Source organism: Micrococcus sp. iso_26 (genome assembly GCF_056172975.1).
Genome location: NZ_CM149652.1, coordinates 1,024,645 through 1,047,740 on the forward strand (window position 1 = coordinate 1,024,645; position 23,096 = coordinate 1,047,740).

Sequence of the window (23,096 nt, forward strand, 5' to 3'; positions counted from 1 at the left end):
GCGGCGGTCCATCGACGCCGCCCGGCCGGTTTGCGCGGTCCCTGCAGGCCGGATATTCTATTCAGGTGCTCCGGCCGGTCCACCGGAACCGGAGTCACCACCCACCTGGGGGTATGGCGCAGTTGGTAGCGCGTCTGCATGGCATGCAGAAGGTCAGGGGTTCGAATCCCCTTACCTCCACCAGGCAGAAGGCCCGGTCCATACGGACCGGGCCTTCGTCGTCGTAACGGCCAGCTCGCCGTCGAGACCCGCCGGTCACGACCGGGTTGCGGTCCAGCGTCGATCACGCATCGACGTCGCACAGCCCTTTCACGGCAGGCTCTCGGCGGACAGACTCGAGGCGTCCCCACCCGTGGAGCCCGGAACACCGGCGCTGCAGAGGCGGGGACCGCCACCCCTGTCCGGCCGACTCAGTGAGGAGCTGCCATGTCCGTCATCCGCACCCGTCGTCCCTCCCTCCGTCACCTGCCCGCCGCCGTCGCCGCCGCCGGCCTCATCACCACCGTCGCCCTCGCCGGCCCCGCCGCCGCCTGGGACGACGCCCACGGCCCCCAGGCCGGCTACTTCCAGGCCGTCGACCACGAGAACGTCACCACCGCCTTCTTCCAGACCTACGACGGCTACGACCCGGAGGACCTCACGCTCACGCTCACCCCGGTGGCCGAGGACGGCACCCGCCTGGAGGGCGGCCAGGAGGTCGAGTTCACCGCCCTGGACGTCATCGACGGCGGCGCCGTAGACGTCCTCGAGACCCGCCGCGCGCTCGGCGCGGCCGGTGAAGGCCTCGTGCGGTACGACGTCGTGGCCGACGGGCAGATGCTGAACATGGGCATCACGCTCCAGGCGGACGCCGACCTCACCGACGATCAGGGGGCGGCCGTGCACTCCGTCGACGGCCCGCAGATGGCCCACCTCGGGGACCGGCCCCTGGCCTGGGATTCGGCCATGCAGTTGGCACCCGGGGTGGAGGGCGCCGAGATCGTCCACCTGGTCGCCGCGCCGACGATGGAGAACACCTACGCGACGGTCGTGGCCGAGCCGGCCCACGGTGAGGTCTTCGCGTTCCGTGACTCGGAGCGCTCCGAGCTCCGTGCCTGGTACATCCCCGAGGAGGGCTTCGTCGGCACGGACACCTTCACCGTCGACTTCCACAGCGAGCACGTCGCCCATGTCCAGACCGTCACCGTGCACGTCGGCGAGGAGATCCCCGCCGCGTACGACGGCTTCCTCGATGCCGAGGACGGCGTCCTCAACGGGAAGCCGCTCGACCTGACCGACCCGGACAACGCCGCGGCGCTGGCCGCGTTCCGGGGCGACGAGGCCGCCCCGGCTCCGGAGGACGAGGAGGAGCGGCCTGCGCCCGCGCCGGTGGAGGAGGAGGAACGGCCCGCTCCGGTCGAGGACGACGGCGACGCCGACGAGCAGCACACGACCCCGGACACCGTCGAGACGGGGCAGTCCACCGGCTGGTGGCTGGCCGGCCTCGGCGCCGCCGCCGCGGGGGTGCTGGTCGCGGCCCGCCGTCGTCTGGGTCTGACCGACTGACAGCCTGCCGCGCACAGATCCGTCGACGCGCCGCCCCTCTCACACGCAGGGGCGGCGCGTCCGTGCCGGCGTCGGGACGGCGCCGGGTCGGAAGTCCGCGCGTCAGTCGCCGAGGCCCGCGAGCAGCAGGTCCAGTCCCTCCTCGAAGGGTGCGTCCGCGTAGGGGTTCCGCGCCCCCGTCGCGCGCGTGCCCCCGCCCGCCCGGAAGGCCTCGGCGGCCGCGCCGAGCGCGGGCAGGCGCTCCTGCGCCCCCGCCACCTCGAAGATGTCGGCCGGAGCGTCGACGTCGTACGCAGACCCGTAGATGAACGACTCGAGCGCGATCACCCGGGCCAGCACCTGCTCCGGCGCCAGACCGGTCCGGGCCAGCACCGCGCACACCGTCTCATAGACGCGCTGCGTCGACGGGGCGCCCTCGATCGGCAGGGTGGCGATGAGCGGGATCAGCGGCGGATGGGCCGCGAAGACGTCGCGGTAGGAGCGCGCCCACGCCCGCAGGGCGGCGACGACGGGCGCCTCGCCCAGGATCGCGGCCTCCAGCTCTACGAGTGAGACCTCGCCCATCACGGCGTCCTGCAGCAGGACGAGCAGTTCATGTTTGCCGCTGATGTGGTTGTAGAGCGCGCTCGGCGCCACGCCCAGGCGACGGCCGACCGCCGCCATGGTGAGCCCTTCGTATCCCTCGGTGCGGGCGACCACGAGCGCCGCGTCCGCGATCGCTTCGCGGCTCAGAGCGGGGGAGAGAGGTCGTCCGCGGCGGCGGCGCGTCCGGGGCGGTTCAGGGGTCTCGTCCATCCGGCCATTCTGACCCGTCGGACGGACAGGAGGTGTCAGGCCGGCCACGGACCGGCCTTCCCTTCCCGGCGCGCGGCCCGTACAGTGAGCGCCGACACTCTAAATGAACGGCATTCACCCGGGCTCTGCCCGATGCCCCGTCCCCGCCAGAGGAGCACCCCCATGACCACCGCCCCCGCCACCGCCGGCCGCGAGCGCCGGACGAGCGACGTCGTCGTGATCGGCGCCGGCCCGGCCGGCCTCATGGCCGCCCGCACCGCGAAGGCCCAGGGCCTGTCCGTCACCGTCCTGGAGGCTCGCCGGCGCGTCGGCGGCCGCACCTGGAACGGCCTGGTCGAGGGCGCCGACGGCAAGGACCACTTCATCGAGATCGGCGGCCAGTGGATCTCCCCGGACCAGACCCGCCTCATCTCCCTGGTGGAGGAGCTCGGCCTGCCGACGTTCTCCCGCTTCCGCGACGGTCGCAACGTCTACGTGGACCCGCGCGGAGAACGCCACGTCTACGACGGCCTCGACTTCCCGGTGGCCGAGAAGACGGACCGGGAGATGGATCGCCTGATCGCCAAGATCGACGAACTGACCGCAGAGATCGACGCCGCCGCCCCGTGGGAGCACCCGCGGGCCGCCGAGCTGGACAAGATCTCCTTCCGGCACTGGCTGGAGCAGCAGTCCGACGACCCGGAGGCCATCGACAACGTCTCCATCTACATCGCCTCCGGCATGCTGACCAAGCCCTCCCACACCTTCTCCCTGCTCCAGGCGCTGCTCATGTCCGCCTCGGCGGGGTCGTTCCGCAACCTGGTGGACGAGGACTTCATCCTGGACAAGCGCGTCGAGGGCGGCATGCAGTCCGTGTCCCTGGCCATGGCCGCCGAGCTGGGCGACGACGTCGTCCTCGGCCAGCCGGTGCGCACCCTGCGCTGGGCCGAGCCGGACCCGTCCACCGCGGACGAGAAGAACGGTGTGGCCGCAGACGTGCGCAACGGCGTGGCGCACGACGGCGCCGCCGGCGACGTCGTGGCGCTCACTGACGACTACGAGGTGCACGCCCGCTACGCGGTCCTGGCCGTCCCGCCGAACCTCTACAGCCGCATCTCCTTCGAGCCGCCGATGCCGCGCGAGCAGCAGATCGCGCACCAGCACATCTCCATGGGCCTGGTCATCAAGGTGCACGCCGTGTACGAGACCCCGTTCTGGCGCGAGGAGGGCCTGTCCGGCACGTGCTTCGGTGGGGGCCGTCTCGTCCAGGAGATCTATGACAACACCAACCGCGGCGAGAACCTGGCCGGTGGCGCCCCGGGCAAGGAGGACCCGCACGGCACCCTCGTCGGCTTCGTGTCCGACGTGTACGCGGAGCAGATGTGGGCCCTGCCGGAGGAGGAGCGCAAGGCCGCGATCCTCGGCGCCATGGCCGAGTACCTCGGCCCCCGGACCCTCGAGCCGATCGCGTTCTTCCTCTCGGACATGGCCGCCGAGGAGTGGACCCGAGGCGCCTACGCCACCAGCTACGACCTCGGCGGGCTCTCCCGCTGGGGCCACCTCCAGAACCGCCCGACCGGTCCCATCCACTACGCGTGCTCGGACATCGCAGCCGAGGGCTACCAGCACGTGGACGGCGCGATCCGCATGGGCGAGGCCGCCGCCCTGGCCATCGCCGAGCGGGAAGCCACCGACGCGGGGCAGCCCACCGGCTGACCGGCCCGACGGACAAGGACATCCTCATGAGCGCATCCACCCCACGACGCCGCGTCGTCGACAATGAGGGACACGAGCACGTGTACCCGACCACCTCCGCCATCGAGCAGGTCAACCTGCTCAACCCGGGCGGGGTGAGCAACAAGGGGCTCCAGGCCGGCAAGGTCGGCCTGCTCGGGGCGGTGGTGATCGGCGTCTCCGTCGTCGCCCCCGCCTACACGTTGACCTCGGGCCTCGGGCCGACCATCAGCACCGTCGGCACCCACGTGCCCGCGATCCTGCTGCTCGGCTTCATCCCGATGCTCCTGGTGGCCCTCGGCTACCGGGCGCTGAACACGCGGGTGCCGGACTCCGGCACGTCGTTCACCTGGGCCACGCACGCCTTCGGGCCGTATGTCGGGTGGATGGGCGGCTGGGGGCTCATCGCCGCCTCCGTGATCGTGCTGTCCAACCTGGCGGCCGTCGCCGTCGACTTCACGTTCCTGCTGCTCGCCCAGATCACCGGGAGCCAGGCCATCGCGGACCTGGCCGGCAACCTGTGGGTCAACATCCCCCTGACCCTGGTGTACCTGGCCCTGGCCGGATGGATCTCGCACCGCGGCATGGAGACCACCAAGCACCTGCAGTACATCCTGGTGGCCTTCCAGATCCTGGCCCTCGGTGCGTTCGCGGTCGCCGCCCTGACGCAGTCCTCCCGTGGCGCGGGCTTCGACCCCACCCCGGTGCAGCTGGACTGGTTCAACCCGTTCACCGCGGGCGACTTCAGTGTGGTCGCGGCCGGCGTCTCCCTGTCCATCTTCCTGTTCTGGGGCTGGGACGTGACCCTCACGATGAACGAGGAGACCAAGGACCCCGAGCGCACCCCCGGCCGGGCCGCCGCCGTCACCGTGTTCGTCATCATCGCCGTCTACATCCTGTCCGCCCTGGCCGTGATCTCCTGGGCGGGCATCGGCTCCGAGGGCCTGGGCGCGGGCAACCCGGACAACCAGGAGTCGATCTTCGCGGTCCTCGCCGGCCCGATCCTGGGCCCCTTTGCCGTGATCATGTCCAGCGCGATCCTCGTCAGCTCCCTGGCCTCCCTGCAGTCCACCATGGTCTCCCCGGCCCGCACCCTGCTGGCGATGGGCTTCTACCGGGCTGTGCCCGCGCGCTTCGCCGAGCTGAGCCCCCGGTTCAACAGCCCGGCCTTCGCGACCTGGGTGTGCGCGGGCTTCGCCGGCCTCTTCTACGTCGTCACGCGGCTGCTCTCCGAGAACGCCCTGTGGGACACCATCACCGCTCTGGGCCTGATGATCTGCTTCTACTACGGCATCACCGCCCTGGCCTGCGTCTGGTACTTCCGCCGCGAGTGGTTCACCTCGGTGGGCAACGCCCTCACCACCTTCCTGTTCCCGCTGATCGGCGGCCTCGTGCTGCTGGTGATGTTCTGCGTGACCGCGATGGACTCCACCGACCCCGACTACGGCTCCGGCTCCTCCGTGTTCGGTGTCGGCACCGTGTTCATCCTGGGCATGGGCGTGCTGGCCATCGGCGTGGTACTGATGATGTGGACGCGGCTGCGCCACCCGGCCTACTTCCGTGGCGAGACCCTGCCGCAGACGGACTCGACCCGACCCATCCCGATCATCCGTCCGGACGACGACGGCACTGCCGTGGTCCGGGACCCCAACGAGAGGACCCACTCATGAGCACCCCCACCGGCTATCGCGTGCAGGACCCCAGCACCGACCAGGTCGTGGAGACCTTCCCCGCCCTCGCCGACGGTGAGGTCGACCAGGTGCTGGCCGCCGCCGAGACCGCCCAGCGCGCATGGGCCGCCCGCCCCATCGAGGAACGCGCCACCATCGTGCAGAAGGTCGCGGACCTCTTCGAGGAGCGCAAAGACGAGCTCGCGCAGATCATCGCCACCGAGATGGGCAAGCGCGTGACCGAGGGCGTCGAGGAGGCGGAGTTCAGCTCGGCCATCTTCGGCTACTTCGCGGACAAGGGCCCCACCCTCGCCGCGGACCGCCCCATCGAGACCTACGGGGGCGGCCGCGCCATGATCCGCCACCTGCCCCTGGGTGTGCTGCTGGGCGTCATGCCGTGGAACTTCCCGTACTACCAGATCGCCCGTTTCGCCGCGCCGAACCTCATGCTCGGCAACGCGATCGTGCTCAAGCACGCCGAGATCTGCCCGCGCTCGGCCCTGGCCGTGCAGCAGATCATGGACGACGCCGGCGTGCCGGCCGGCGTGTACACCAACGTGTTCGCCACGCACGACCAGATCGCCGAGTTCATCGCCGACCCGCGCGTGGCCGGCGTCTCCCTGACCGGCTCCGAGCGGGCCGGCTCCGTGATCGGCGCGCTCGCGGGCCAGCACCTCAAGAAGGCCGTCCTCGAGCTCGGCGGGTCGGACCCGTACATCGTGCTCGACGCCGAGGATCCGGCCGAGGCCGCCCGCACCGCGTGGGCGACCCGCATGTACAACATGGGCCAGGCCTGCAACTCCAACAAGCGCATGATCGTCTCGGCGGACATCCATGACGCCTTCGTGGCCGAGCTGGTGTCCCTGGCCGACGCCATGAAGCCCGGGGAGGCCGCCGACGAGGACCCGACGGTGTTCACCCCGCTGTCCTCGCGCGGTGCCGCCGAGGGCCTGGCCGAGCAGGTGGAGCGGGCCCGTCAGCAGGGCGCGACCGTCCACGTCGGCGGGACCGTCACGGACGAGGCGGGCGCCCGCTTCGCCCCGGCCGTGATCACGGGCGTCACCTCCGAGATGGACGCCTACCGCGAGGAGCTCTTCGGCCCCGTCGCCGTCGTCTACAAGGTGGAGTCCGCGGACGAGGCGCTCGCCCTCGCCAACGACTCCCAGTACGGCCTGGGCGGCGCCGTGTTCTCCCAGGACGAGGCCCAGGCCGAGCGGATCGCCCGGCAGCTCGAGGTCGGCATGGCCAACGTCAACACGCCGGCGGGCGAGGGGGCGGAGATCCCGTTCGGCGGCGTCAAGCGCTCCGGTTTCGGCCGCGAGCTCGGCCCGCTCGGCATGGACGAGTTCGTCAACAAGCAGACGTACTTCGTCCAGGACTGACACCCCACGACGACGACGGGCCCGCCTCCGGTGACCGGAGGCGGGCCCGTCCGCGTCCCGCCGGCGTGGCGGGAGCAGTGGGTCAGCGACGCGCCAGACGTTCCAGCAGACGCTCCTCTGCGTCCTCGCCCGGGGTGATCCCGCGCGGGATGCGGAACAGGAAAACGAAGCCGAGCAGCCACCACAGGCCGAAGAAGGCATAGGCCATCGGGGCGATGGAGGCGGGCATCCCCGGAATGTAGAGGCTGAGCAGCCCCGCAGTGAGGATCACACCGGTCACGCCCAGCACTCGCCCGGCGGTCGCGCCGCCCGCGCGGAAGGGGCGGTCCATCTCCGGCTCGCGGCGGCGCAGGAGCAGGAACACGACGCAGACCATCATGTAGGTGAACACGATGGACGGGGATCCGGAGTCGACGAACCAGCCCAGGGCGCCCGCGCCGAAGAACGGCGCCGCGATGGAGAGCACGCCGATGAACAGCACCGCGTTCGACGGGGTCCGGTACTTCGGGTGGATGTGTCCGAACCAGCGGGGCAGCATGCCCGAGACGCCCATCGCGTAGAGCAGGCGAGCCGCGCCCATGAGCAGGGCGATCCAGGAGGTGAGGATGCCGGCCATGCCGCCCACGAGCAGCACGTTGGCCATGGCCGGGCTGTGGAACAGGGCCGCCATGGCGTCAGCCGTCACGAGGTCGGAGTTCACGAGCTGCTCACGGGGCATCGAGGACGCGTTCGTCAGGATCACCATGATGTACCAGAGGGTCGCGGCGGCCACCGAGACGATGATCATCACGCCCATGCGGCGAGGGGGCATGTTGAGCTCCTCGGCCGACTGCGGGATGACGTCGAAGCCCACGAAGAGGAACGGCACGACGACCATCACCGTGAAGAGGCCCCGGGCGTCCGTGAAGAGGGGCTCGAAGTTCGCGACGGAGCCACCCGTTCCGGCCCCGAACACCAGGAGAGCGCCGATGACGAGCAGCGTGGCGACGACGATCGTCTGCACGATGCCGGCCAGTTTGACGCCGATGTAGTTGATCCAGGTGATGACCACGGCGGCCCCGGCGCCGACCAGCGCCCAGACGAGGTAGACGTCCGAGCCGAAGGCGTTCCACAGCGGGATCGACTCGATCTCGGGCCAGATGTACGCGGCGGTGCGGGGGAGGGCGACGGCCTCGAACGCGACGATCGAGATGTAGCCGCCCGTGATGCCCCACGAACCGAGGAAGCTCCACCGCGCGCCCATGCCACGCAGCAGGTAGTGATGCTCGCCGCCGGCCTTCGGGATCGCTGCGACGAGCTCGGCGTACACCAGCGCGACGACGGTCATGATCAGGCCGCCGGAGACGATCGCGATGATCGAGCCCATGGTGCCGGCGTCCTTGAGCCAGCCGCCCACGAGGACGACCCAGCCGAAGCCGATCATGGCGCCGAAGCCCATGGCGTAGGCGTCGAGCGACGAGAGGGTCTTCTTGAGACCCGGCCCTGTCGCGGGCGGGGAGGAGGTCACGTGGCTCATGGAGCCCCCTTTCTCGGGGGGTGGGGAAGTGATGACCGCCATATTCTCCCCGATCGTCGGCCGGGGCCGTCTCCGTCAGTGACGCGCCTGTCACACAGCGGGTTCTAGGCTGGCGCGCCCTTGTCCCTTCATCCGGGGCGTGGCCATCATGGACCGGATCCCCGTCGAGAACTGCAGAATCGAGAATGTCTGATGTACCCCACCCCGATTACCTTCGACGTGGCGCGCGCCGGCCGCGCTCTCGCCCAGGTCAGTGTCCGCACCCTGGCCACCGCGGCCGGCCTCGAGAAGGAGCAGCTGCGCCGCTTCGAGAAGGGGCTGGCCGACCTGCGGGTGGACGAGCGTCTGCGTCTGGAGAAGGCCCTGCGGAAGTACGGCGTCGGGCTGGTCCCGGAGGACGAGTTCGGCGGCACGGGGGTCCGCCGGATCTTCACCGCCGAGAAGTCCCGGCGCCTCGAGGCCCTGGAGAACGAAGGCGGCCCCGCGTACGAGGACGACATCTGAGTCCTCCACCGACAGGCGGACGGCCCCGCATCCCGGGCAGGGATGCGGGGCCGTCGTCGGTCCGCCGATGGCGGGGGCTCAGGCGGACTGCAGCGCCTTCGTGACCTCGCTCAGGCCCTCCTTGAGGAGGTCTTCACCGATGGTCAGCGGCGGCAGGAAGCGGACGACGTTGCCGTAGGTGCCGCAGGTGAGCAGGATGACGCCGGCGGCGCGCACGGCCGCGGCCACGGTGGCGGTCAGCGTCGCGTCCGGCTCGCCGGTGGCGGGGTCCACGAACTCGATCGCCATCATCGCGCCGCGGCCGCGGACCTCGGCGATGCGGTCGTCGGCGTTCTGCGCGAAGTGCTCGCGGATGACCTGCTCGATCCGGCGGGCCTTCTCCAGGAGACCGTCCTCCTCGACGGCCTCGAACACGGCGAGCGCCGCCGCCGTGGCGACGGGGTTGCCGCCGTAGGTGCCCCCGAGGCCGCCCGGGTGCACGGAGTCCATCACCTCGGCGCGGCCGGTGACGCCGGAGAGCGGCATGCCGCCGGCGATGCCCTTGGCGGTCGCCATCAGGTCCGGCTCGATGCCCTCGGTCTCGGAGGCGAACCAGGCGCCGGTGCGGGCGATGCCGGACTGGACCTCGTCCGCGATGAACAGGACGTCGTTGGCCTTGCACCACTCGACCACGGCCGGCAGGAAGCCCTCGGCCGGGACGATGAAGCCGCCCTCGCCCTGGATCGGCTCCATGATCACGGCGGCCAGGTTGTCGGCACCGATCTGCTTCTCCAGCGCGGAGATGGCGCGCTGCGCGGCCTCGGCGCCGGACAGGCCGTCCCGCAGCGGGTAGGAGCCGGGCACGCGGTAGATCTCGGGGGCGAACGGTCCGAAGCTGTGCTTGTAGGGCATGGACTTGGCGGTCAGCGCCATCGTCAGGGTGGTGCGGCCGTGATAGGCGTGGTCGAACGCGGCCACGGCCTGCTTGCCGGTGTAGGCGCGGGCCACCTTGACGGCGTTCTCCACGGCCTCGGCGCCGGAATTGAACAGGGCGGTGCGGGTCTCGCCGGGGATCGGGCTGGTGCGGTCCAGCTGCTCGGCCACGGCCACGTAGCCCTCGTAGGGCGTGATCATGAACGAGGTGTGGGTGAACTGCGCGACCTGCTCCTGGACGGCGGCCACGACGCGCGGGTGGGAGGCGCCCACGGAGGTGACGGCGATGCCGGAGGCCAGATCGATCAGGCGGTTGCCGTCCACGTCCTCGAGGATGCCGCCCGCGGCGCGGGCCGCGTACACCGGCATCGTGGTGGCCACGCCGGCTGGGACGGCGCGCTTCTGGCGCTCGGCGAGCTCACGGGAGCGTGGGCCGGGCAGCTCGGTGGCCAGATGGCGGGTCTGCTCGAGGTCGGGGGTGGCGGTCATGGGGATGCCTCCTGGGGACGGCTCACGGGGAGCGGGGACGACGGGTGGGCACGACGACGACGCGTCGGGCCGCGTCCTCCCATGGTGGGGCGTCGAGGCCATGCCGTCCAGTGATGATCCGGCATGGAGGCTATGCTTATCCGGCATGGAGGAGAAACTGCTCAGGGCCTTCGTCACGGTGGCCGAGGTCGGCACGGTCTCGGGGGCCGCGATCCGCCTGGATCTCGTGCAGTCCGCGCTCAGTCGGCAGCTGCAGCGGCTTCAGCGTGAGCTGCGCCTGCCACTGTTCGCCCGGGTCGGCGGCCGGCTCGAGCTGACGACGGCCGGCGAGGCGTTCCTCCCGGTGGCGCGCGAGGTCCTCGTCGCCCATCGCCGGGCGGAGCAGGCGGCCCGCACGCTCGCCTCCGGTCGGCTCACGGACGTGGCCGTGGCCGCACCGGGCACCACCCTCATCGACGTCGTGCTGCCGTTCGTGGCCACCTTCGGGGAGGAGGACCCGCGCCCGCGCGTCGCGGAGACCCAGCTGGACGACTCGCTGCTCGACGCCGTCGCGCGGCACGACCTCGTGGTGATGCCGACGGTGCCGCCGCCCTCCGTCGCGTCGCTGCCGCTGATGGACCTGCCGGTCTGGGCGTACGTCGCCCCGGGCCACCCCTGGGCGGGCCGGACGCGGGTGTCCCTCGACGACCTCGTGGCCCAGCCGGTCGTCGCACCCGCCCGCACCTTCATGGCGCGGCGCGTCCTCGACGGCGCCGTGGCCGTGGCGGGCCTCACGCCGCCGGCCCTCGTCGAGGCGAACTCCGGGCGGGTGGCCCAGGCCCTGGTCGCGACGGGGGCGGGCGTCGCCGTCGTCACCGAGGACCCGGCCTTCGAGCTGACGCCGGTGCGGGTCATCGCGCAGGGGCGGGCGCTCGCGGTGCGACTGCACGCGGCGTGGCGGGAGGACCACTTCGCCACCGCGACGCTGGAGAAAATCGCCCGTCGGCTGCAGGCCTTCGTCCGGGACCGCTATGCCGAGCCCGGGGACGACGCGCCGCGCTGAGGCCGGAGCGCGTGAGACCATGCCGTCGTCGGACGCGGCCCCGGGCGGGCCGCGTCGATGCACACGAGGGGAGAACCCGGATGAACACCACCGTCCGACGCGCCCTGTGGGTGGTCCTGGTGCTGCTGTGCCTGGGACTCGTGTTCCTCGCGCTGCGCGGGGTGCTGGCGGTCGGCGCCGTGCCGATCAGCGCCGCCCCCACCCTCAGCGCCACGGCGTCCGCGACCCCGTCGCCGTCGCCGTCGCCGTCCTCGGCACGCTTCACGCCCAGCCCCGCAACGACGGCCACCCCGACCCCGACGCCGAGCCCGTCCTCGGCGTCACCCACGCGGGAGGCGGCGGTTCCCGTCGAGACCCAGGAGCTCGCCGGCACACCCACGCCGTCCGAGGAGCCGACCCCCACCGAGGAGCCGGCGCCGTCCGAGGAGCCGGCACCGTCCGAGGAGCCGACCCCCGCCGCGGCCGCCCACCTCTCCGGCCCCGCCGCCCCGTGGGACGAGGTCACGGCGACGCCCGTGCACGTGGACGTCCACCAGGACGGCGAGCAGATCGTCGGAGCGGGGATCGACCTCACGCAGTTGGATGAGGGCGGCGACCTGGACCCGGAGCCACAGACGGTCGGCTGGTACGGCCCGCCGCAGTGGGGCACCACGCCGGGGGAGCGGTCCCGGTACGCGGGGGTCCTGGCCGGGCACGTCGTCTACCACGGCGTGCGGGACGTGTTCTGGAACCTGGGCGACGTGCGCGCGGGTGCCGTCGTCGTGGTGACATACGACGACGGCACGCAGGCCGCCTTCGAGGCGGACGCGGACGCGGTCTCGGTGGAGAAGGAGGCGCTCACCCAGGATCCGTCGCACCGCTGGGCATGGGAGCCCGGGGGCGACGACGCGAAGGTCACGCTGATCACGTGCGACCTCGTGCCGGGCACCGGGATGGCCGGGAACGCCTTCAACAACTGGGTGGTGCAGGCCACCCGCGTCGCCTGAGGCCGCGGCGACCCCGGGGCCGGGAGGCCGGAGGGGTACCCTGGGGAGGCCGGGGCGGCCGACCGCGTCGGACCGCCCTTGACCCCGTGACCGGGTGACGACCGCCGAGAGGACCTGCGCCCATGAGCCGAGCCGACATCGCCCCCGCCCGCGTGCACCCCCGCCGCTGGAGCGTGGCCGTCGGAGGGGCGCTCCTGAGCATCACCCTGGCCACCGGCGGCTGCAGCGTCGCCGAGGAGCCCGGACAGACCGGTGGCACGGAGGCGGGGAACACCTACCTGGAGGGCGTGCTGGCCAGCCCCAGCCAGACGTCCGCCGACCCGCTCGCGGCGGACATCCAGTTCGCGGGTCTGCTGCTGCGCAACCACCGCGACGCGATCCAGCAGTCCGATCAGGTGCTGGGCAAGGACGGCGTGGACCAGGAGATCCGGGCCACCGCCGAACGGATGAAGTCCGAGCACGAGGAGCGGGCGGGCCGGCTCGAGTCGATGCTCGAGGGCTGGGGCGTCCCCTCGGATGACGTGCGCGGTGCGGGTGCCGAGGCGACCCCGTCTGCGCAGCCCGAGTCCACGGAGGACGCGGAGCCGGCGGAGATCGTGGGCGACGAGCTGCGCGCCGGACTCCTGTCCGACCGGGAGAAGAACGTGCTGGCCGCCGCCGAGCCGGAGGAGGCAGGACGGATCTACCTGCTCCAGATGCGCCGCCTCTATCAGGGCGCGCTGACGATCTCCGCCACGGAGGCGGAGGACGGCTCGGACGACGCGGCGAAGGAGCTGGCCTCCAGCGTGGTCGAGGGCCACCGCAAGGAGCTGGAGAGTTTGGCCGCGACGCTCGCGGAGATGGGCGTGATCGGGTCGAGCGGGGCGCGCACGGCGGAACCGTCCGGGTTCACCGGCCCCATCAAGATCGAGGGCACCGGCGCCGACGGCGGCTCCGTCCCCTCGGACTTCGTCCCGGAGCCGCTGCAGCGGGTGCGCAACTTCCGCGCCACCCAGAAGCCGGTGCTGCCGTCGTCGAGCTCGCCCAGTTCCTCCAGCGCGTCGGGCTCCGCCAGCGCCTCCGGCCGGGACGCCGAGGACCAGCGGGGGCGGGACGCCGCGTCGGCGAGCCCGTCGCCCAGCCCGGCCGACACGGCGCAGGCCACCCCGCGCCCCTCCTCCGGGGCGAGCCCCTCGCCCAGCGCGTCCCGCTGACGCGCGGCGCCGGCCGGCCCGATCCGCATCGCGCGTCGCCGTGACCGAGTCGATAGCGCTTCGTCACCGGACAGTGACCCGCCTCACGTCCGCGCGGCGTAGATTCGTGCCGAAGCGGCGAGTGCGGCATCCGGTCGACCTCGGGCGTCCGAGCCGGAGAACCCTTCGGCCCGTCGCAGCACCGCACCCCTGGAGGAGCACGATGCGCACCGCCCGACCGACCCGCCTTGCCGCCGCCCTGGGCGCCGGCGTCCTTCTCACCGGCCTGGGGGCGACCCCTGCCCTCGCCTCACCCGCCCACCCCGCTGGATGGACCGCCGAGCACGGCCTGCCCGGCGGATCCTTCCTCGTGGCCGGCGCGGAGGGTGAGACCGGTGCCTCCTTCGGCACCGAGTTCGAGGTGGACGAGTCCGACGTCCGCCTGACGGTGGCTCCGGTGCTGGAGGGGGAGGCCCGCGGCGCCGAGACCGAGGTCCCGTTCACGTACGACGACGAGTTGGAGCGCGGTGACTTCGACGTCGCCGCGGCCCGGCGGAGCCTGGGCGAGTCGGGGACCGGTCCCGTCGTCTACACCCTCTACGTCCTGGGCGGCGAGGTGGCCGCCCTCACCTACGGTCCGGACGCCGACCTCACCGACGCTGACCCGGGCGAGCCGCTGCGCGCCGACCAGCGTCATGAGCTCGGCTTCCACATGCTCCCCACCGCCTGGGACACCACCCTGCTCGCGGCGCCGGGGGAGCGACACGTGTTCATCTCCTCGTACACGGGCGATGAGGCGGCGCCGCTGACGCTCGTCGCGGGCCCGGCCGAGGGTCGGGTCGTCGAGGTGACGGAGGAGGAGACCGGCGGGCCGCGCGGCTACGTGTACCAGGCGCCCGAGGGCTTCACCGGATCCGACACCGTCACCCTGCGGGCCACGAGGGACGGCGTGACGACGACGCGGACGGTGACCGTGCGGTTCGGCGATCCCCGCGTGGACCTCTACGACTGGGAGAACGGGCGGATCCCGGGGTTCGTGACCTTCCCCGTGGCCGGCCCGTTCGACGACGCTCCGGGCCAGCCGGCCGATCCCGACACTCCCACCTCGCCGGCGGAGCCCGAGACCCCTGCGGATCCGGCCGACGGCGAGCACACGGTGCCGGACACGGTCGAGACCGGGCGTGGTCCGGCGGCGTGGCCCGTCGCCGTCGCGGTGCTGGCCGCGGGCGTCCTGGCCGTGGTGCGCCGGCACCGCGTCGCGGCCTGACCGCGCCGGTCAGCGGGGCGCGAGCAGCGCGCTCTTCTCCGGGTGCTCGTCGAACCACTGGGCGACGTACCAGCACATCGGCACGATGCGGCGGCCCCCTGCGGGGCCGCCGTTCGTCGCGATGTCCTCGACGGCGCCCGCGGTCAGCGCGGCGGCGTGGCCCCGGCCGCGGTGCACCGGGATGGTGAACGCGCGGTTCAGGGAGACGGCCGCGCCGTTGTCCCGGAAGTCGAGGACGGCGAGCAGTGTGCCGCCGTCGTGGAGCTCGTAGCGGGACTCGGCGTCATTGCGGGTGACGGTGGGGGAGGTGCTCATGCCGGGGCAACCCCCGGTGGTCACGGGGTATTCCGACGCCGGCCGGCGGCGGGCTCCTACATGTAGTGGTCCGCGGGGGCCGGACACGCCGCTCGCGGACGTGGCGAACCCGACTTTCCGGCTGTGGGAACCCGGCCCCGAGATCTCCACCGGCTGTGGACAGTCGACCTCGGTCCCGGCGTGTCCCGCATGTCCGCGCGGATCGTCTCGCACAGCAGGGTGTGGACAGGATGGGCAGAGGGTGGGGATACGTAACTACAGCGGTGTGACTACTACATGTAGGGATGGTTCCCGGCTGTGATCACTAGATGTAGTATCGACGCAGATGTTCGGCACGCCCCGTGATTCACCTCGCGGGCGCCGCGCCGACACCCGCAGACCACCAGAGACCACGAAGGAACAGGGATCGCCATGACCGTCACCGTGTACACCAAGCCGGCCTGCGTGCAGTGCAACGCCACCTACCGTGCACTGGACAAGAAGGGCATCGCCTACGAGGTCGTGGACATGTCCCAGGACCCCGCCGCCCTCGAGCGCGTCCGTGCCCTCGGCTTCATGCAGGCCCCCGTCGTCGTCACCGAGACCGACTCCTGGTCCGGCTTCCGCCCGGACAAGATCGCCGAGCTCGCCGAGTCCGCCGCGGCATCGGTGGCCTGACCGGAGTCGACATGACCGTCGCCGCGGACCCGAGCCACATCCGCTCGGCCGAGGCGCAGGGGCTCGTCCCCACCGACGCGGGACTGATCTACTTCTCCTCCGCCTCCAACTACACGCACCGCTTCGTCGAGAAGCTCGAGCTGCCCGAGGACCGGGTGGCTCGACTGCCGTTGATCACCCGGGAGCCCACCCTCGGGGCCACCGCCCCGTACGTCCTGATGACCCCCACCTACGGCGGGGGCAGCGGGCCGGGCGCGGTCCCGAAGCAGGTGATCAAGTTCCTCAACGTCCCGGAGAACCGTCACTGGATTCGGGGTGTGATCGCGTCCGGGAACACCAACTTCCATGAGGGCTACTGCCTGGCCGGCTACATCATCTCCCGCAAGTGCCAGGTGCCCCTCATGTACAAATTCGAGCTGATGGGCACGCCCGACGACGTCGAACGCGTCCGCGGCGGCCTGGAAGGACTGTGGACATGACCACCACCGCACCCACCGAGGCGGACCTCATCCGCCAGGCGAAGAACATGCCCGCCGAGTGGCAGAACCTCGGCTACCACGAGCTCAACGCCATGCTGAACCTCTACGGCGCCGACGGTCGCATCCAGTTCGAGGCCGACCACGCGGCCGCGCGCCAGTACTTCCTGCAGCACGTCAACACCAACACGGTGTTCTTCCACGACCTGGAGGAGAAGCTCGACTACCTGCAGAAGAACGACTACTACGAGACCGAGACGTTCGAGCAGTACCCCTTCGAGTTCATCCGGGGCCTGTTCGATCGTGCCTACAAGGCCAAGTTCCGCTTCCCGACCTTCCTCGGCGCGTTCAAGTTCTACACCTCGTACGCCCTGAAGACCTTCGACGGCAAGCGCTACCTCGAGCGCTACGAGGACCGCGTCGCCGTCGTCGCCCTCCACCTGGCCCGGGGCGACCAGGAGCTGGCCACCCACCTGGTGGACGAGATGATCGCCGGCCGCTTCCAGCCGGCCACCCCCACGTTCCTCAACTCGGGCAAGAAGCAGCGCGGTGAGCTCGTCTCCTGCTTCCTGCTGCGCATCGAGGACAACATGGAGTCGATCGCCCGCGGCATCAACTCCGCCCTGCAGCTGTCCAAGCGCGGCGGCGGCGTGGCCCTCTCGCTGACCAACATCCGCGAGCACGGCGCGCCCATCAAGCAGATCGAGAACCAGTCCTCCGGCGTCATCCCCGTGATGAAGCTCCTCGAGGACTCCTTCTCCTACGCCAACCAGCTCGGCGCGCGCCAGGGCGCCGGCGCGGTGTACCTCAACGCGCACCACCCGGACATCCACCGCTTCCTCGACACCAAGCGCGAGAACGCGGACGAGAAGATCCGCATCAAGACCCTCTCCCTCGGCGTCGTGATCCCGGACATCACGTTCCAGCTGGCGAAGAAGAACGAGGACATGTACCTGTTCTCGCCGTACGACGTCGAGCGCGTCTACGGGGTGCCGTTCTCCGAGATCTCCGTGACCGAGAAGTACTACGAGATGGTCGACGACGCGCGGATCAAGAAGACCAAGATCAGCGCGCGTGAGTTCTTCCAGACCATCGCCGAGATCCAGTTCGAGTCCGGCTACCCGTACGTCGTGTTCGAGGACACCGTGAACGCCGCGAACCCGATCAAGGGCCGCATCACCATGTCCAACCTGTGCTCCGAGATCCTGCAGGTCTCCGAGGCCTCCGAGTACAACGAGGACCTGAGCTACGCCCACGTGGGCCAGGACATCTCCTGCAACCTCGGCTCGATGAACATCGCCAAGACCATGGACTCGCCGGACTTCGGCCGGTCCGTGGAGACCGCGATCCGTGCGCTGACGGCCGTGTCGGTCATGTCCGACATCCAGTCGGTGCCGTCCATCGCCAAGGGCAACGCGGCCTCCCACGCCATCGGCCTGGGGCAGATGAACCTCCACGGCTACCTGGCGCGCGAGCGCGTCCACTACGGCTCGGAGGAGGGCATCGACTTCACGAACATGTACTTCTACGCGGTGCTGTTCCACGCGCTGCGGGCCTCGAACCGGATCGCCATCGAGACCGGCCAGCGGTTCGGCGGGTTCGAGGACTCGAAGTACGCCTCGGGGGAGTTCTTCGACAAGTACACGGACCAGGAGTGGGCGCCCGCCACCGAGCGCGTCGCCGAGCTGTTCGCCGAGGCCGGCATCGCCCTGCCCACGCAGGACGACTGGCGTGAGCTGAAGGCCTCCGTCATGGAGCACGGCATCTTCAACCGCAACCTGCAGGCCGTCCCGCCGACGGGCTCGATCTCCTACATCAACAACTCGACCTCCTCGATCCACCCGGTGGCCTCGAAGATCGAGATCCGCAAGGAGGGCAAGCTCGGCCGCGTGTACTACCCGGCGCCGTACCTCACCAACGAGAACCTCGAGTACTACGAGGACGCGTACGAGATCGGCTACGAGAAGATCATCGACACGTACGCCGCGGCGACGCAGCACGTGGACCAGGGCCTGTCCCTGACGCTGTTCTTCAAGGACACGGCCACCACCCGTGACCTGAACCGCGCGCAGATCTACGCGTGGACGAAGGGCATCAAGACGATCTACTACATCCGCCTGCGCCAGCTCGCGCTGGAGGGCACCGAGGTCGAGGGCTGCGTCAGCTGCATGCTCTGACAGCCAGCCCTTCGAGGCGGGAAATCCGGCGTATTCCGCGCTTCTGAGCGCAGGTGCGCTCGATTTCCCGCCGCGAAGTGGAGCGGCGCGCCTGGCCGGGCGGGGCGGGCCCACGACGTCGTGAGCCCGGACCTGCCCGAGTGGCTGCCGCTGCCCCTGCGGGCCTAGACTGTCCCGGACCCGCGCCCCGCTGACCGTGCTCTCGAGAGCCCCCGGAATCCGCGGATTCTCAACGAATTCTTCTGAAGGATGTGCCCTGCCGTGACCGAGACCCAGCAGTCCCACCTCGTCGAGGCGATCAACTGGAACCGCATTCAGGACGAGAAGGACGTGGAGGTGTGGAACCGCCTCGTCAACAACTTCTGGCTGCCGGAGAAGGTGCCGCTGTCCAACGACGTCCAGTCCTGGTCCCACCTCACGGATGAGGAGCGGCTGCTCTCCATGCGCGTGTTCACGGGCCTGACCCTGCTGGACACGATCCAGGGCACCGTGGGCGCCGTCTCCCTCATCCCGGACGCCATGACCCCGCACGAGGAGGCCGTCCTCACGAACATCGCGTTCATGGAGTCGGTGCACGCGAAGTCGTACTCCTCGATCTTCTCCACGCTGGCCTCCACCCCGGAGATCGACGAGGCGTTCCGCTGGTCCCGTGAGAACCGGAACCTGCAGGCCAAGGCCCGCCTGATCGTGGAGCGCTATGACGGCCAGGACCCGTACAAGAAGAAGATCGCCTCCACCCTGCTCGAGTCCTTCCTCTTCTACTCGGGCTTCTACTGGCCCATGTACCTCTCCGGGCACGCCCGCCTCACCAACACCGCCGACCTGATCCGCCTGATCATCCGCGACGAGGCGGTGCACGGGTACTACATCGGCTACAAGTACCAGCGGAGCATCGAGACCCTGCCGGAGGAGAAGCGGGAGGAGCTCAAGGCGTTCACCTTCGAGCTGCTGTTCGAGCTGTACGAGAACGAGGTCGAGTACACCCATGACCTCTACGACGCCGTCGGTCTGGCCGAGGACGTGAAGAAGTTCCTGCACTACAACGCGAACAAGGCGCTGATGAACCTGGGCTACGAGCCCATGTTCCCGGCCGAGACCACGAACGTGAACCCCGCCATCCTCTCCGCGCTCTCCCCGAACTCGGACGAGAACCACGACTTCTTCTCCGGCTCCGGCTCCTCCTACGTGATCGGCAAGGCCGAGAACACCGAGGACGAGGACTGGGACTTCTGATCCCGTCCGCCTGAGCCCCGTCCCGACGACGGCCGGTCGCCTCCCCGCGGAGGCGCCCGGCCGTCGTCGTCTCGCGGGGGCATCACACGTCGGCCCCGGGCCCCGCAGTATGACGCTGCGCGTCACCGCCCTGCCCGATGGAGCGCACACGCTGCGATAGGCTTGGGCCCAGCTTCAGGAGAAGCGGCTGTGGACCCCGCCTCGGCGGGTCCACGTGGTCCCACGACGAGCCGCTCGCCAACCCCATGTTCACGGGTGGCAACGGACCGAGAAGCGGCCCGCCTCCGCTGCGTGCAGACCCCTCGAGGGGAGCCCGCGGTGACTGGGGGACGGGCAAGAGCAGCGTTCGAAAGGATCCCGGCCTCCGGCTCGGGGCGTCTCTCGCCCCCCGCCCGCCGTGCTGTGCCCCGCGGGGAATCACCCACCGCACGGCCCACCCCGCACCGTTCCGCACCCGCCGTGCCCACCCGCGCCGGCGACGTCGCACCGTCCTCCAAGGAGAACCCCATGACGACCCCCTCGAACATCTCCCGCCGCTCCTTCGCCGGCCTGTCCTTGGCCGCCGTCGGCGCGTTCGCCCTGACCGCCTGCAACTCGCAGGCCGAGGAGAAGAGCGACGACGGCGCCCAGACCGTGCGCATCGGCGTCGTGTCCGAGAACGAGTCGCACCGCGCCCTGGTGAAGCTCGCGAAGGAGAAGCACGGCATCGACGTCGAGATCCGCAACTTCACCGAGTACACGCAGCCGAACCCGGCGCTGGACAACGGCGACATCGACATGAACTGGTTCCAGCACATCGCCTACTTGGCCGACTACAACCAGGCCTCCGGCAAGGACCTGACGATGATCGGGACCACCGAGATCATCCCGCTGCCCCTGTACTCCAAGAAGTACACGGACGTCTCCGAGTTCAAGAAGGGCGACACCGTCGCCATCCCGAACGACACCGTGAATCAGGCCCGTGCCATCAATGTGCTCGTCGCCGCCGGCCTGTTGAAGCTGTCCAATGAGACCATCCGCCCGGAGGTCCGCGACATCGACGAGGCCGCCTCCACCGTGACGGTGCAGCCCGTGGCCGCGCAGCAGACCGTGAACGCGCTCGAGTCCGTGCAGGGCGCGGTCATCAACAACACCTTCTCGGCGGACGCCGGCATCGACACGAACACCGCCCTGTTCAAGGACGACCCCGAGGACGACTCCGCCAAGCCGTACGTCAACGGCTTCGCCGTGCGTCGCGAGGACCGCGACAACGAGACCTACAAGAAGATCGCGGCCCTGTACCACGAGCAGCCCGTGCTGGATGAGTCCGCGAAGCTCTCCTCCGGCACGAGCGTGCCGGTGCAGCTCGACACCGCCCAGATCGACGAGACCCTGAAGCAGTACCAGGACGCGATCGCGAAGCAGGGCGCCTGATCCATGGCAGGTTCCCATACGTCCGACCGTGACGCGGTCACCCCGGGGCGCCCCTCCGCGGGCGCCCCGGGGGAGCCGGTCATCGTCTTCGACCACGTCAGCCGCGTCTACGCCGCCAAGAAGGGTGCCGGTGTGAAGGCCGTGGACGACGTCTCGCTCGCCGTGAACCGCGGCGAGGTCTTCGGCGTCATCGGCTTCTCCGGCGCCGGCAAGTCCACCCTGATCCGCATGATCAACGGGCTGGAGAAGCCGACGTCGGGCACCGTCACGGTGCTGGGCCAGCAGGTCTCCCATCTCTCCGAAGCGAAGCTGCGTCCGCTGCGCACCCGCATCGGCATGGTGTTCCAGCAGTTCAACCTGCTGACCTCCCGCACGGTGGCCGGGAACATCGAGTTCGCTCTGGACACGGCCGGCTGGCCGCGGTCCAAACGCCGCGCTCGCGTGGCGGAGCTGCTCGAGTTCGTCGGCCTGGCGGACAAGGCCAAGCACTACCCGGAGCAGCTCTCGGGCGGCCAGAAGCAGCGCGTCGGCATCGCCCGCGCCCTGGCCGCCGAGCCGGAGATCCTGCTCGCAGACGAGGCCACCAGCGCCCTGGATCCCTCGACGACGCACGAGGTGCTCTCCGTGCTGCGCCGCGTCAACGAGGAGCTCGGGGTCACGATCGTGGCCATCACCCACGAGATGGAGGTCATCCGCTCGATCGCCGACCGCGTCGCCGTGATGGACAGCGGCCGCGTGGTGGAGTCCGGCAAGGTCTACGACCTCTTCTCTCGGCCCGCCCACTCCGCCGACGCCGCGTCCTTCGTGGCCACGGCGCTCAAGGACCGGCCGAATGCCGAGGAGGTGGCCCGCATCCGGGCGCGCACCGAGGGTCGGCTGATCATGGTCTCGCTCAAGGACTCCGCCGCGGTCTCGGCGGTGCTCGGCACCGCATCGACGCGCGGCGTGGGCTTCGAGATCGTCCACGGCGGCATGTCCGCCACCAAGGACTCCGCGTACGGCCTGCTCACCGTGGCGCTCACGGGCGAGGCCGCCGCGGTGGACGCGTTTGTCGCGGACCTGGCCGGCGCCGGAGACGTGCAGGAGGTGCACCAGTGATCGACCGATTCCAGAACCTCGACTGGGGGTACTACGGCCCCGAGCTGATGACCGCCGTGGGGGACACCCTCTACATGGTCGGCTGGTCCTTCATCCTCGGCGGCATCCTCGGCCTGCTGGTCGGGCTCGTCCTCTACACCACGCGCCCGGGCGGCATCTTCGCCAACCGTGCCGTCTACCTGGTCACGAACTTCATCGTGAACCTCATCCGGCCCATCCCGTTCGTCATCCTCATCGCCGCCCTGCAGCCGCTGACCATCGCGGTGCTCGGCACCGGCATCGGCAACACCGCCGTGGTGTTCTGCATGATCTGGGCGTCCACGTTCGGCATCGCCCGCATCGTGGAGCAGAACCTCGTCTCGCTGGACCCCGGCGTGATCGAGGCCGCCCGCGCGATGGGCGCCTCCCGCATGCGGATCGTGCGCGCCGTGGTGCTGCCCGAGGCCCTCGGCCCGCTGATCCTCGGCTTCACGTTCGTGATCATCTCGCTCGTGGACATGTCCGCGATGGCGGGCATCATCGGCGGCGGCGGCGTCGGCAACTTCGCCATCGTGGAGGGCTACAACCGGTTCCGTCCGGAGGTCACCTGGCTGGCCGTGATCGTGGTGATCGTGTTCGTCCAGGCGCTGCAGCTGATCGGCAACGGCATCGCCCGCAAGGTCATGCGCCGCTGAACCCCGGCTCGGTCCGCACGACGACGGCCGGTGACATCCCCGCGGGGACGTCACCGGCCG

Annotated in this window: 20 protein-coding genes and 1 tRNA gene; 17 read left to right on the plus strand and 4 right to left on the minus strand. The window is 70.6% G+C overall.

Annotated features, from left to right (window positions below):
• Window positions 1-107 precede the first annotated feature (107 nt).
• Both AC0VX0_RS04765 and AC0VX0_RS04770 read left to right on the plus strand, forming a co-directional pair.
• A tRNA-Ala gene (locus tag AC0VX0_RS04765) sits at window positions 108-183 on the plus strand.
• A gap of 243 nt (window positions 184-426) precedes the next feature.
• Window positions 427-1,545: a hypothetical protein gene (locus tag AC0VX0_RS04770; protein WP_475451966.1), complete on the plus strand. Its 1,119-nt coding sequence runs from the start codon at window positions 427-429 to the stop codon at window positions 1,543-1,545.
• Between the two features lie 102 nt (window positions 1,546-1,647).
• Here the strand turns inward: AC0VX0_RS04770 and AC0VX0_RS04775 are convergent, their stop codons facing one another.
• Window positions 1,648-2,340 (minus strand): TetR/AcrR family transcriptional regulator, encoded by a 693-nt coding sequence (locus AC0VX0_RS04775; protein ID WP_043276383.1) that lies wholly within the window; start codon window positions 2,338-2,340, stop codon window positions 1,648-1,650.
• Window positions 2,341-2,502: 162 nt separating this feature from the next.
• Here AC0VX0_RS04775 and AC0VX0_RS04780 point away from each other — a divergent pair, with 162 nt between their 5' ends.
• From AC0VX0_RS04780 to AC0VX0_RS04790, 3 genes are read left to right on the plus strand one after another with little or no spacing between them, the layout of a single operon-like run.
• A complete protein-coding gene (locus AC0VX0_RS04780; RefSeq protein ID WP_041103003.1) occupies window positions 2,503-4,035 on the plus strand; it encodes a flavin monoamine oxidase family protein in 1,533 nt (510 codons plus the stop codon).
• A gap of 26 nt (window positions 4,036-4,061) precedes the next feature.
• Window positions 4,062-5,723: an APC family permease gene (locus AC0VX0_RS04785; RefSeq protein ID WP_036316957.1), complete on the plus strand. Its 1,662-nt coding sequence runs from the start codon at window positions 4,062-4,064 to the stop codon at window positions 5,721-5,723.
• Window positions 5,720-7,105 (plus strand): NAD-dependent succinate-semialdehyde dehydrogenase, encoded by a 1,386-nt coding sequence (locus AC0VX0_RS04790; RefSeq protein ID WP_036340938.1) that lies wholly within the window; start codon window positions 5,720-5,722, stop codon window positions 7,103-7,105. The genes AC0VX0_RS04785 and AC0VX0_RS04790 overlap by 4 nt, the downstream gene beginning before the upstream one ends.
• A gap of 82 nt (window positions 7,106-7,187) precedes the next feature.
• Here AC0VX0_RS04790 and AC0VX0_RS04795 read toward each other — a convergent pair whose 3' ends face one another.
• The gene (locus AC0VX0_RS04795; protein WP_073115388.1) at window positions 7,188-8,621 is read right to left on the minus strand and encodes an APC family permease; all 1,434 of its coding nucleotides are present in this window, start codon (window positions 8,619-8,621) and stop codon (window positions 7,188-7,190) included.
• Window positions 8,622-8,813: 192 nt separating this feature from the next.
• Here AC0VX0_RS04795 and AC0VX0_RS04800 point away from each other — a divergent pair, with 192 nt between their 5' ends.
• Complete coding sequence (locus tag AC0VX0_RS04800; protein WP_100057717.1) at window positions 8,814-9,125, plus strand: hypothetical protein; 312 nt, start codon at window positions 8,814-8,816, stop codon at window positions 9,123-9,125.
• A gap of 78 nt (window positions 9,126-9,203) precedes the next feature.
• On the opposite strand, the gene gabT is transcribed toward AC0VX0_RS04800, so the two are convergent.
• Window positions 9,204-10,526 (minus strand): 4-aminobutyrate--2-oxoglutarate transaminase, encoded by a 1,323-nt coding sequence (gene gabT, locus AC0VX0_RS04805; RefSeq protein WP_036316964.1) that lies wholly within the window; start codon window positions 10,524-10,526, stop codon window positions 9,204-9,206.
• A gap of 145 nt (window positions 10,527-10,671) precedes the next feature.
• Between gabT and AC0VX0_RS04810 the strand changes: the two genes are divergently transcribed.
• The 4 genes from AC0VX0_RS04810 (at window position 10,672) to AC0VX0_RS04825 (ending at window position 14,993) form a co-directional block, all read left to right on the plus strand.
• Window positions 10,672-11,568, plus strand: coding sequence for a LysR family transcriptional regulator (locus tag AC0VX0_RS04810; RefSeq protein WP_123244151.1), 897 nt, complete (start codon window positions 10,672-10,674; stop codon window positions 11,566-11,568).
• A gap of 80 nt (window positions 11,569-11,648) precedes the next feature.
• Entirely contained in the window at window positions 11,649-12,554 is a 906-nt protein-coding gene (locus AC0VX0_RS04815; protein ID WP_063189606.1) for a class F sortase, read from the plus strand.
• 122 nt (window positions 12,555-12,676) lie between these two features.
• On the plus strand, window positions 12,677-13,747 hold the full coding sequence (locus AC0VX0_RS04820; protein WP_123244150.1) for a DUF305 domain-containing protein: 1,071 nt from the start codon (window positions 12,677-12,679) through the stop codon (window positions 13,745-13,747).
• A 202-nt stretch (window positions 13,748-13,949) separates the two neighbouring features.
• Complete coding sequence (locus AC0VX0_RS04825) at window positions 13,950-14,993, plus strand: hypothetical protein (RefSeq protein WP_036338930.1); 1,044 nt, start codon at window positions 13,950-13,952, stop codon at window positions 14,991-14,993.
• A gap of 9 nt (window positions 14,994-15,002) precedes the next feature.
• On the opposite strand, the gene AC0VX0_RS04830 is transcribed toward AC0VX0_RS04825, so the two are convergent.
• Complete coding sequence (locus tag AC0VX0_RS04830) at window positions 15,003-15,308, minus strand: GNAT family N-acetyltransferase (RefSeq protein WP_036338933.1); 306 nt, start codon at window positions 15,306-15,308, stop codon at window positions 15,003-15,005.
• A gap of 411 nt (window positions 15,309-15,719) precedes the next feature.
• On the opposite strand from AC0VX0_RS04830, the gene nrdH reads away from it, so the two are divergent.
• The 7 genes from nrdH to AC0VX0_RS04865 all read left to right on the plus strand — a co-directional run bounded on the left by nrdH (window position 15,720) and on the right by AC0VX0_RS04865 (window position 23,036).
• Window positions 15,720-15,965: a glutaredoxin-like protein NrdH gene (gene nrdH, locus AC0VX0_RS04835; protein ID WP_036313172.1), complete on the plus strand. Its 246-nt coding sequence runs from the start codon at window positions 15,720-15,722 to the stop codon at window positions 15,963-15,965.
• A gap of 11 nt (window positions 15,966-15,976) precedes the next feature.
• On the plus strand, window positions 15,977-16,444 hold the full coding sequence (nrdI, locus tag AC0VX0_RS04840; protein ID WP_004167610.1) for a class Ib ribonucleoside-diphosphate reductase assembly flavoprotein NrdI: 468 nt from the start codon (window positions 15,977-15,979) through the stop codon (window positions 16,442-16,444).
• 47 nt (window positions 16,445-16,491) lie between these two features.
• Window positions 16,492-18,618, plus strand: a complete 2,127-nt coding sequence (gene nrdE / locus AC0VX0_RS04845; RefSeq protein WP_182488475.1) for a class 1b ribonucleoside-diphosphate reductase subunit alpha — start codon at window positions 16,492-16,494, stop codon at window positions 18,616-18,618.
• 249 nt (window positions 18,619-18,867) lie between these two features.
• The gene (nrdF, locus tag AC0VX0_RS04850) at window positions 18,868-19,851 is read left to right on the plus strand and encodes a class 1b ribonucleoside-diphosphate reductase subunit beta (protein WP_152743901.1); all 984 of its coding nucleotides are present in this window, start codon (window positions 18,868-18,870) and stop codon (window positions 19,849-19,851) included.
• 507 nt (window positions 19,852-20,358) lie between these two features.
• Complete coding sequence (locus AC0VX0_RS04855; protein ID WP_073115374.1) at window positions 20,359-21,264, plus strand: MetQ/NlpA family ABC transporter substrate-binding protein; 906 nt, start codon at window positions 20,359-20,361, stop codon at window positions 21,262-21,264.
• 3 nt (window positions 21,265-21,267) lie between these two features.
• Window positions 21,268-22,362: a methionine ABC transporter ATP-binding protein gene (locus AC0VX0_RS04860; RefSeq protein ID WP_078026103.1), complete on the plus strand. Its 1,095-nt coding sequence runs from the start codon at window positions 21,268-21,270 to the stop codon at window positions 22,360-22,362.
• The gene (locus tag AC0VX0_RS04865) at window positions 22,359-23,036 is read left to right on the plus strand and encodes a methionine ABC transporter permease (RefSeq protein WP_036313181.1); all 678 of its coding nucleotides are present in this window, start codon (window positions 22,359-22,361) and stop codon (window positions 23,034-23,036) included. Before AC0VX0_RS04860 ends, AC0VX0_RS04865 begins: the two co-directional genes overlap by 4 nt.
• Window positions 23,037-23,096: the final 60 nt, after the last annotated feature.